The organism is Pseudomonas sp. EB271-G4-1 (assembly GCF_058791355.1).
In genome coordinates this window covers 1-9435 of sequence record NZ_JBYTEO010000116.1, presented here as the reverse complement: position 1 = coordinate 9435, position 9435 = coordinate 1, and the positions used below count along the sequence as shown (strand labels likewise).

10 protein-coding genes are annotated in these 9435 nt (G+C 61.6%); 1 reads left to right on the top strand and 9 read right to left on the bottom strand.

Annotated elements, in window-relative coordinates; genetic code table 11:
* Positions 1–138: 138 nt before the first annotated feature.
* The 5 genes from AC3WWR_RS30290 to ribBA form a co-directional block, all read right to left on the bottom strand.
* Complete coding sequence (locus AC3WWR_RS30290; protein WP_033045523.1) at positions 139–1293, bottom strand: ABC transporter ATP-binding protein; 1155 nt, start codon at positions 1291–1293, stop codon at positions 139–141.
* A gap of 17 nt (positions 1294–1310) precedes the next feature.
* Positions 1311–2120: an ABC transporter permease gene (locus AC3WWR_RS30285; protein WP_007976227.1), complete on the bottom strand. Its 810-nt coding sequence runs from the start codon at positions 2118–2120 to the stop codon at positions 1311–1313.
* Positions 2121–2126: 6 nt separating this feature from the next.
* The gene (locus tag AC3WWR_RS30280; protein ID WP_033045522.1) at positions 2127–3059 is read right to left on the bottom strand and encodes an ABC transporter permease; all 933 of its coding nucleotides are present in this window, start codon (positions 3057–3059) and stop codon (positions 2127–2129) included.
* The gene (locus tag AC3WWR_RS30275; RefSeq protein WP_020800939.1) at positions 3056–4081 is read right to left on the bottom strand and encodes an ABC transporter substrate-binding protein; all 1026 of its coding nucleotides are present in this window, start codon (positions 4079–4081) and stop codon (positions 3056–3058) included. Before AC3WWR_RS30275 ends, AC3WWR_RS30280 begins: the two co-directional genes overlap by 4 nt.
* A gap of 385 nt (positions 4082–4466) precedes the next feature.
* Positions 4467–5576, bottom strand: a complete 1110-nt coding sequence (gene ribBA / locus AC3WWR_RS30270) for a bifunctional 3,4-dihydroxy-2-butanone-4-phosphate synthase/GTP cyclohydrolase II (RefSeq protein ID WP_020800938.1) — start codon at positions 5574–5576, stop codon at positions 4467–4469.
* A gap of 71 nt (positions 5577–5647) precedes the next feature.
* On the opposite strand from ribBA, the gene AC3WWR_RS30265 reads away from it, so the two are divergent.
* Positions 5648–5944, top strand: a complete 297-nt coding sequence (locus AC3WWR_RS30265; RefSeq protein WP_033045521.1) for a DUF1330 domain-containing protein — start codon at positions 5648–5650, stop codon at positions 5942–5944.
* A 121-nt stretch (positions 5945–6065) separates the two neighbouring features.
* Here the strand turns inward: AC3WWR_RS30265 and AC3WWR_RS30260 are convergent, their stop codons facing one another.
* The 4 genes from AC3WWR_RS30260 to AC3WWR_RS30245 form a co-directional block, all read right to left on the bottom strand.
* Positions 6066–6629, bottom strand: a complete 564-nt coding sequence (locus tag AC3WWR_RS30260) for an NUDIX hydrolase (RefSeq protein ID WP_033043500.1) — start codon at positions 6627–6629, stop codon at positions 6066–6068.
* A gap of 2 nt (positions 6630–6631) precedes the next feature.
* Positions 6632–7384 carry a GntR family transcriptional regulator gene (locus AC3WWR_RS30255; RefSeq protein ID WP_020800935.1) on the bottom strand — a complete coding sequence of 251 codons (753 nt, stop codon included), beginning with the start codon at positions 7382–7384 and terminating at the stop codon, positions 6632–6634.
* A gap of 87 nt (positions 7385–7471) precedes the next feature.
* Entirely contained in the window at positions 7472–7861 is a 390-nt protein-coding gene (locus tag AC3WWR_RS30250) for a carboxymuconolactone decarboxylase family protein (RefSeq protein WP_008059553.1), read from the bottom strand.
* Position 7862: 1 nt separating this feature from the next.
* A complete protein-coding gene (locus AC3WWR_RS30245) occupies positions 7863–9314 on the bottom strand; it encodes an NAD-dependent succinate-semialdehyde dehydrogenase (protein WP_492599305.1) in 1452 nt (483 codons plus the stop codon).
* Between the last annotated feature and the right edge of the window lie 121 nt (positions 9315–9435).

Sequence of the window (9435 nt, the reverse complement as noted above, 5' to 3'; positions counted from 1 at the left end):
GCTCAATTAATGCGTCATCAGCGGAACGCGGAGCGTCCCTGGCGGCATTCCCACGCAGAGCGTGGGAACGATCAATCAACAGGCTCAGGGCCCGAGGGGACTCTTGATTAGCTGCCCACCGCAATAGGCCTTAAATAATCAGTGCGCCCCAGCAGCCTTGTTCAAATCACTCTCAGCCCATTCGGTATAAACACAGGCATCGGCAGTCGCCCAGCGCACACGCACCGGATCCCCCGCCTTCATGGGCATGCCCGCCGCGGAAAGCGCCTTGACGGTCATCGACGTACCGCCCGAAGTCACCACGCTGCACGTCTGGCTTTCCCCCAGGAAAAGCACTTCCACCACCTTGGCCGTCACTTCATTCCAACCGGCGGCCAACGGCTCCTGAGCGGCTTGCTCGAGACTCAAGGCCAGCGCCTTTTCCGGTCGCACCATCAACAGTACGTCCTGGTTGGTTTGCAGGCCGGCTGTCAGGCGGATCGACAGCGACTGCCCCTCAAACGTTGCCACGGCGTTGCCCTGGGCCTTGAGCTTGAGGAAGTTCGAGTTACCAAGGAACGAGGCGACAAAGGCATTCGGCGGATTCTGGTACAGGTCGTAACCGCTGCCCAGGCCGACGATCTTGCCGTGGCTGAAGATGGCGATGCGCTGGGACAGGCGCATGGCTTCTTCCTGGTCGTGGGTCACGTAGACGATGGTGATGCCCAGGCGCCGATGCAGCTGGCGCAGTTCGTCCTGCAAGTCTTCACGCAGTTTCTTGTCCAGTGCGCCCAGCGGTTCATCCATCAGCAGGATGCGTGGCTCGTAGACCAGCGCCCGGGCGATGGCGACCCGTTGCTGCTGGCCGCCGGAGAGTTGCGAAGGGCGGCGATGGGCGAATTGTTCAAGCTGCACCAGCTTGAGCATCGCATCGACCCGGCGATCACGCTCGGCCGGGGCCAGTTTGCGGATGGCCAGCGGGAAGGCGATGTTGTCGCGCACTGACAGGTGCGGGAACAGCGAGTAGCGCTGGAACACCATGCCGATGTCACGCTTGTGCGGCGGCACATTGACCAGCGACTGGCCGTTGACCAGGATCTCGCCGCTGCTCGGGGTTTCGAAACCGGCGAGCATCGACAGCGTCGTACTTTTACCCGAGCCGCTGGAGCCGAGGAAGGTCAGGAATTCACCGTCCTTGATGTCCAGCGAGATGTCGTCCACGGCAGCAAAGTCGCCGTAGTATTTATTCAAGTTGCGCAAGCTCACCAGGGGCTTGTCATTTTGCTGCGCGGTATCTTTGATCACTGCACTCATGTCGTACTCCTGCGCGCTCAGGCGCTGATTTCATTGCGCCGGCGCAGTGCGGCGGCGATCACCATGACCAATACCGAGAGGCCGATCAGCAGCGTCGAGGCGACGGCGATCACGGGCGTCAGGTCCTGGCGCAGGGTGGTCCACATTTTCACGGGAAGGGTTTGCAGGGTCGGGCTTGCCATCATCACGCTCAGCACCACTTCATCCCACGAGACAAGGAAGGCGAAGAGGGCGCCGGCCACCATGCCCGGGCGAATCGCCGGGAAGGTCACCTTGAATACCGCTTGCAGGCGCGAGGCGCCGCAAATCACTGCGGCATCCTCGATCGACTGGTCGAACAGCTTCAGCGAGTTGATGATCGAGATGATGGTGAACGGCAACGCGACGATGACGTGGCTGACCACGAACGCGAACATGGTTCCGGTGTAGCCCAGTTTCAGGAACAACGCGTACACCGCGACCGCAATGATCACCAGCGGCACGATCATCGGCAGGGTAAACAGGCCGTAGAGCATTTCCCGGCCCGGAAAGCGCCCGCGTACCAGGGCGAAAGCGGTCGGCAGGCCCAGGGCCACGGCAAAGAACGTGGTCAGTACCGCGACCTTGAGGCTGGCCATGGCCGCGTTCATCCAGTCGGCATTGGAGAAGAACTGGCCGTACCATTTCAGCGTCCAGCCCGGTGGTGGGAACACCAGCCACTGGGATGAGCCGAACGACAGCAGGACGATGAACACGATCGGTAGCAACAGGAACAGCCCGATCAGCCCGGTGGTGGCATACAGGCCAAAGCGCATCCGGCGGCTCATGGCATTGGGGGTCAGGAGCATGACGGCTTACCTCGCGTTGCTGGCGCCAACCGGGGATTCCGGCTGAAGCTTCAGGTAGAAGTAGAACAGCACCAGCGTAATGACGATCAGCAACGCGGCACCGGCGCTGGCCAGGCCCCAGTTGAGGAACGACTGCACCTGCTGGATGATGAACTCGGGCAGCATCATGTTCTGCGCACCACCGAGCAGGGCCGGGGTGACGTAATAACCGAGCGACATCACGAACACCATCAAGCCACCGGAGAACAGTCCCGGCCGGCACAGCGGCAGGAACACCCGGAAGAAGTTGGTCCACGGACTGGCCCCGCAGATCGAACCGGCCTGCAGGATCATCGGGTCGATGGCCTGCATGGTCGCCTGCAGCGGCAGCACGATGAACGGGATCATGATGTAGCTCATGCCGATCACCACGCCGGTGAGGTTATGCACCATCTCCAGCGGCTGATCGATGATGCCCATGGCCATCAATGCCTTGTTGATCACCCCGGAGGCTTGCAGCAACACCAGCCAGGAATAGGTGCGGGCGAGCAGGCTGGTCCACATCGACAACAGCACGATGTTCAGGATCCAGCGACCCCAGCCACGGGGCACCAACGTGATCGCCCAGGCCAGCGGGAAACCCAATAGCAGGCTGAACAGCGTCACCAGTCCGGCCACCGAGAAGGTGTTGAGCAAGACCCGGGCATACGCCGAGTTGGCGAACAGTTGCTCGTAGTTGCCCAGCCCCGGAGTCGGTTCCAGCACGCCGCGCAGCAGCAAGCCGATCAGTGGTGCGAGGAAGAACAGGCCGAGGAACAACAGGGCGGGGATCAGGTTGCTCGATCCGCGCCAGCGTTGCGCCAGGGTCGGGGTTTGCGTCATCGCAGCCGCCTTGCCGGCAGCGCTGGAGGCGCTGCCGACGGACGTGGATGGACGGGACGCGGTTACCGTCATTTTCATTTGACCAGCCATTCGTTCCACCGTGTCGCGATAGCAGGACCGTTCTTGGCCCAGTACGCGAAATCAAGAGTGATTTGATCCTTGGCGTAGGCAGTCGGCAGGTTGGGCGCCAGGGTCGAGTCCAGGCGCGCCACGCTGTCGACGTTGACCGGGGCGTAGGCGGTCAGGTTGGAGAAGTCGGCCTGGCCTTTGGCACTGCTGGCATTGGCCAGGAACTTCATCGCCGCGTCCTTGTTCTTCGAACCCTTTGGAATGACCAGGATGTCGGCCATGACCAGGTTCTGTTTCCAGCTCACGCCAACCGGCGCACCGTCTTCTTGCAGGGCATGAATGCGGCCGTTCCAGAACTGGCCCATGCTCGCTTCACCGGAGGCCAGCAGCTGTTGCGACTGAGCGCCGCCGCCCCACCAGACGATGTCTTTCTTGATGGTGTCGAGCTTCTTGAAGGCGCGGTCCAGGTCCAGTGGGTAGAGCTTGTCGGCGGCGACGCCATCGGCCAGCAGCGCCAGCTCCAGCACGCCAGGACTTGGCCATTTATACAGGGCGCGTTTGCCGGGGTAGGTCTTGGTGTCGAACAGCGCGGACCAGTCCTGGGGTTTGTTGGCACCCAACTTGCCTTCGTTGTAGCCGAGGACGAAGGAGAAGAAGAACGAGCCGACGCCGTGATCGGAGACGAATCGCGGGTCGATCTTGTCGCGATCGATGACTTTGAAATCGAGGGGTTCGAGCAGGCCTTCGGAGGCCGCGCGCAAGGCGAAGTCAGCTTCGACGTCGACCACGTCCCACTGCACGTTGCCGCTTTCGACCATGGCCTTGAGCTTGCCGTAGTCGGTGGGGCCATCCTGGACCACGGTGATGCCGCTGGCCTTGCTGAACGGATCGGCCCAAGCCTGCTTCTGTGCATCCTGGGTGCTACCGCCCCAGCTGACGAAGTTGACGCTTTCAGCAGCCGTTGCCATATGACTGACCGTGGCCAACAAGCCTGCGAACAGTACTGCGGATGCACGTTTGTTCAACACCATTTTCACGCCCTCATTTGTTGTGTTTTTGAGCGGGCTTGGTAATGCCCGCCTATCGGGAGCAGTAGGTCCATCTGGCCTTGAAAGGCGACCGTGCCAAGGGCTGTTGTGAGTGCTTTCCCTCGCGGGTGCGCTTGGCTAAATCGTCCGGTCTATGGAATATCATATTATGGTATTCCAAACTTTGTGCAAGCACTTTGCCTTACCGGCTATCAGCCAAAAATGCTTTTTTCGAGCTGCGGGGCGTACCCGGTACCGCGCAAACATCGCAATCCTTGTGGGAGCGAGCCCGCTCGCGAAGAGGGCGTGTCAGTTGACACACATGTTGCCGGGTACATCGCCTTCGCGAGCAGGCTCGCTCCCACAGGGGACTACACAAATCCGAGGATCACTGTGTGAACGGGATGCTTTCCACCACTTCCAGGTCATACCCGGTCAAACCTGCATATTTGAGCGGCGGCCCCAGATGCCTCAGCTTGCCCACGCCGAGGTTCTGCAGGATCTGCGCACCGGTGCCGACTTCCGAATAGATCCGCGACTGCGAACGGCTGAACTGCCGCGGCGCCTGGGTCAATTGCGGCACCCGCTCCAGCAACGCTTGCGACGATTCGTGGTTGGCCAGGACCACCACGACGCCGCGACCTTCCTCAGCCACTCGCTGCAAAGCCGCCCACAACGTCCAGTTCGAAGGGCCGCTGTATTCGGCGCCGACCAGGTCGCGCAACGGGTCGATGACGTGCACGCGCACCAGCGTCGCTTCCTCGCGGCGCAGATCACCCATGACCATTGCCATGTGGACACCGCCTTCGATGCGATCCTCAAAGGTGATCAGACGAAAGGTGCCATGCACCGTCGGCAGCTCGCGCTCGCCGATGCGCACCACCGTGTGCTCGGTACTTAAACGATAGTGGATCAGGTCGGCGATGGTGCCGATCTTGATTCCGTGTTTTCGCGCGAACACTTCCAGGTCCGGGCGGCGGGCCATGGTGCCGTCATCGTTCATCACTTCGACGATCACCGAGGCGGGGGTAAAACCGGCCAGGCGCGCCAGGTCGCAACCGGCTTCGGTATGGCCGGCGCGGGTCAATACGCCACCCTCCCGGGCACGCAGGGGGAAGATGTGGCCGGGCTGCACGATATCGGCGGCACTCGCGCCATGGGCAACGGCAGCGGCCACGGTACGCGCCCGGTCGGCGGCGGAGATGCCGGTGGTCACGCCAACAGCCGCTTCGATCGATACGGTGAATGCGGTACTGAACACGCTGCCATTGCTTGGCACCATCTGCTCGAGGCCCAAGCGCTGGCAATGCTCGTCGGTCAAGGTCAGGCAGATCAGGCCGCGCGCTTCACGGGCCATGAAGCTGATGGCTTCGGCGCTGCAGCGGTCGGCGGCCAGCAGCAGGTCGCCTTCATTTTCCCGGTCCTCGTCGTCCACCAGGAGCACCATCTTGCCTTGGCGGTAGTCTTCGATGATTTCTTCGATGCTGTTGAAGGCCATTTGGGGATTCTCGATGTTTGATGGAGATATATTGTGGTATACCATAATACAACACAAGCAGAGAGGTCACTATGAAGGCGTACTGGATTGCTCACGTGGATATCACCGACCCCGATCAATACAGCCAATACACCCAGCGGGCACCGCAGGCGTTTGCCCAATACGGTGGTCGGATAATGGCGCGTGGCGGGCGCAGCGAAGCGATGGAAGGTCGGTCGACGCCGCAACGCAGCGTGGTGATCGAATTTGATTCCTACGAACAGGCGCTGGCCTGCTATCGATCCGATCTGTATCAGGAGGCGAAAGGGCACCGCGAAGGCGTGGCGAAGGCAGAGGTGATCATTGTCGAAGGAATCGCCCCGGCATAACCCTGTAGGAGCTGCCGCAGGCTGCGATCTTTTGATCTTGATCTTCGGGGAGCCTTCAGGGCGCCAAAGATCAAAAGATCGCAGCCTGCGGCAGCTCCTACAGTGATTGTGTCGCGTTCTGTCAGCGGATGAAGTGAATCTTGCCGCTATCGTCGTTGCCGATGTAGATCCCGTAGACCCCGGCCTGCCGCTCCTCGATGTAGCGTTCGAGAATCTGCCGGATTGCCGGGTAGTAGATGCTGTCCCAGGGAATGTCCTCGGGCGCGAAGAATTTGTAGTCGAGGGTTTCCGGTCCGTACTGCCCGGTGATCTCCAGCGCGATGGCGCGGAAGATGATGTACACCTCGCAGATTGTAGGCACGCTGAAGATCGAGTAGGGCGACAGGATTTCCGCGCGCACGCCGCTCTCTTCCCAGACCTCGCGCAACGCCGCCTGCTCGGTGGTCTCACCACCTTCCATGAAGCCCGCCGGCAAGGTCCAGGTGCCGGGGCGCGGAGGGATTGCGCGTTGGCACAGCAAGTACTTGCCGTCCTGCTCGATGATGCAGCCGGCAATGATTTTCGGATTGACGTAGTGGATGTAGCCGCAGCCGCGGCACATCAGGCGCTCGTGCGTATCGCCCGGTGGCAACTGTGACTTGAGGTCATTGCTGCCGCACCTTGGACAATAGCTCGGGCTGAACATGATCAACGACCTATGCGGGGTTCTTTGAGGGCGATGGGCTGGGTGATCTCGGGGATCGCCCCGGTTTCTTCCTGCTTGCGCTTGAGGTAATCGAGGGCGACGGTGGCGGCGGCCCGAACGTGGTCGACGCAAGCCTGGTGGGCGGCCAGGGGATCGCCGCTCTTGATCGCTTCGACCATGCGTTCCATTTCCTGGTTGCTGGCGCCGCGACGGTTTTCCTGGGACACCGAAGTCGCGCGCAGGTAGCTGATGCGCGCCTGCAGTTGACGCAACTGGGTCGCGGCGACATGGTTGCCAGAGCCTTCGAGCAGGACGTCGTAGAAACCTTGCACGGAGTCGATGACCTGTTGCAGTTCGCCTTCCTTCAAGGCCTGGCGGTTTTCTTCCAGGGCCTTTTCCAGGGCCTTGATGTCCTTGGCCTTGGCACGCAGGGTGAACAGTTGAACGATCAGGCCTTCCAGTACGCAACGCAGCTCATAGATATCGACGGCATCGGCCAGGGTGATGATCGCTACCCGAGGGCCCTTGGCATCGGCGAACTCCACCAGGCCTTCGGATTCAAGGTGACGCAGCGCTTCGCGCACCGAAGTGCGGCTCACGCCCAGGCGATCGCACAGATCGCGTTCGACCAGTCGATCTCCCGGCAGAAGCTGGAAGTTCATGATGGCGCTTCGCAGTTTATCCAGCACGATTTCGCGCAGGGTAACGGGGTTGCGATTGACCTTGAAGCTGTCGTCGAGTGGCAGGCGTTTCATGGGGTCCGCTCTGAATGTGGCTGTCCATGCAAAAAGAGCACTTTGATCGTAATAATCCTAGTGCTCGTTCAGTCAGATAGCCAAGGGTTAACTGGAGGCCTCGGCATCGGCTTCGGCGAACGCTTCACGGGCGAGCCGGAAACTGTCCACGGCCGCGGGGACACCGCAATAAATACCGACCTGAAGCAGAATTTCGCGTATTTGTTCACGACTCAGCCCGTTACGCAAGGCACCACGCACGTGCAGCTTGAGTTCGTGAGGCCGATTGAGGGCCGAAATCATCGCCAAGTTTATCATGCTGCGCTCTTTAAGCGACAAACCCTCACGCCCCCACACGTGGCCCCAGCAGTACTCGGTGACCATTTCCTGCAGGGGGCGGGTGAAGTCATCGGCGTTTTCGATGGAGCGGTTCACATAGGCTTCGCCCAGCACCTGGGTGCGGATCTTCAAGCCTTTTTCGTACTTTTCGTTACTCACTTCAGAGCCCGCCCATTAGTGTGTATTTGAGTTCCAGATAATCCTCGATGCCGTACTTGGAGCCTTCACGACCCAGGCCCGAGGATTTGATCCCGCCAAACGGCGCGACTTCGGTGGAAATCAGTCCTTCGTTGATCCCGACCATGCCGTATTCCAGCGCCTCACTCATGCGCCAGGCGCGGCCCAGGTCGTGGGTGTAGCAGTAGGCAGCGAGGCCGAATTCGGTGTCGTTGGCCATCTGCACGGCCTGCGCCTCGCTGGTGAAACGAAACACCGCGGCGAGAGGGCCGAAGGTCTCATCCCGGGCAACTTTCATCTGCGTGGTGACGCCGGACAATACCGTTGGCTGGAAAAAGCCGTGGCCCAGCGCATGACGTTCGCCACCGCAAACCAACCGGGCACCTTGCGCCAGTGCGTCCAGCACATGGTCTTCAACCTTGGCCACGGCGCGCTCGTTGATCAGCGGACCCTGGGTGACGCCGTCAGTGAAACCACTGCCCACCTTGAGCTGCGACACCCGCTCGGCCAGGCGCGCAACAAAGGCGTCGTGTATGCCGTCTTGCACCAGGAAGCGATTGACGCAGACGCAGGTCTGGCCAGCATTGCGAAACTTGGCAATCATCGCGCCTTCTACCGCACGCTCAAGGTCGGCATCGTCGAAGACAATGAACGGTGCGTTGCCGCCCAGTTCCAGCGAAACTTTCTTCAGCGTCGGCGCGCACTGCGCCATCAGCAACTTGCCAATCGCCGTGGAGCCGGTGAACGACAGTTTGCGCACCAATGGGCTTGCCGTCAGCTCAGCGCCGATGGCGATGGCATCGCCGGTGATCACGTTAAAAATACCCGCAGGAATGCCGGCCTGTTCGGCCAGCGCCGCCATGGCCAGCGCCGAGAATGGCGTCTCCGGTGCCGGCTTGACGATGCACGGACAACCGGCGGCCAGCGCCGGGCCGGCCTTGCGGGTGATCATCGCTGCGGGGAAGTTCCACGGCGTGATGGCCGCGACGACACCGATCGGTTCCTTGCTGACGACGATGCGCGCATCGCCCTTGTGGCTGGGAATCGTGTCGCCATAGATGCGCTTGGCTTCTTCGGCGAACCACTCGATGAAACTGGCGGCGTAGAGGATTTCACCCTTGGCTTCGGCCAACGGCTTGCCTTGTTCAAGGGTCAGGATTTCGGCAAGGGCATCGGCGTTTTCCAGCATCAGCGCGTGCCAGCGCTTGAGGGTGTTGCTGCGCTCCTTGGCGGTCAGGGCGCGCCAGGCCGGCCAGGCGTTGTTGGCGGCAACGATGGCTTGGCGGGCGTGCTCAGTGCCAAGGTTCGGCACGCTACCGATGAGTTCACCGGTGGCGGGGTTGAAGATGTCCTGTCGCGCCCCATCGGGCGCATCCAGCCACTGGCCATCGATGTAGGCCTGCTGGCGGAACAGTTGCGAGGCTGCTGGGCTCATGCCGGCTCCTGGAGAAACATAAAAGACCTACGCGGGCCCCTGTGGGGGGGGGGGGGGGGGGGGGGGGGGGGGGGGGGGGGGGGGGGGGGGGGGGGGGGGGGGGGGGGGGGGGGGGGGGGGG

Bases quoted from the DNA above. Each gene is read 5' to 3' on its own strand.
- AC3WWR_RS30245 (WP_492599305.1), bottom strand. From the start codon at position 9,314: ATGAGCCCAGCAGCCTCGCAACTGTTCCGCCAGCAGGCCTACATCGAT.
- AC3WWR_RS30275 (WP_020800939.1), bottom strand. From the start codon at position 4,081: ATGGTGTTGAACAAACGTGCATCCGCAGTACTGTTCGCAGGCTTGTTG.
- AC3WWR_RS30260 (WP_033043500.1), bottom strand. From the start codon at position 6,629: ATGTTCAGCCCGAGCTATTGTCCAAGGTGCGGCAGCAATGACCTCAAG.
- AC3WWR_RS30290 (WP_033045523.1), bottom strand. From the start codon at position 1,293: ATGAGTGCAGTGATCAAAGATACCGCGCAGCAAAATGACAAGCCCCTG.
- AC3WWR_RS30280 (WP_033045522.1), bottom strand. From the start codon at position 3,059: ATGAAAATGACGGTAACCGCGTCCCGTCCATCCACGTCCGTCGGCAGC.
- AC3WWR_RS30255 (WP_020800935.1), bottom strand. From the start codon at position 7,384: ATGAAACGCCTGCCACTCGACGACAGCTTCAAGGTCAATCGCAACCCC.
- AC3WWR_RS30265 (WP_033045521.1), top strand. From the start codon at position 5,648: ATGAAGGCGTACTGGATTGCTCACGTGGATATCACCGACCCCGATCAA.
- ribBA (WP_020800938.1), bottom strand. From the start codon at position 5,576: ATGGCCTTCAACAGCATCGAAGAAATCATCGAAGACTACCGCCAAGGC.
- AC3WWR_RS30285 (WP_007976227.1), bottom strand. From the start codon at position 2,120: ATGCTCCTGACCCCCAATGCCATGAGCCGCCGGATGCGCTTTGGCCTG.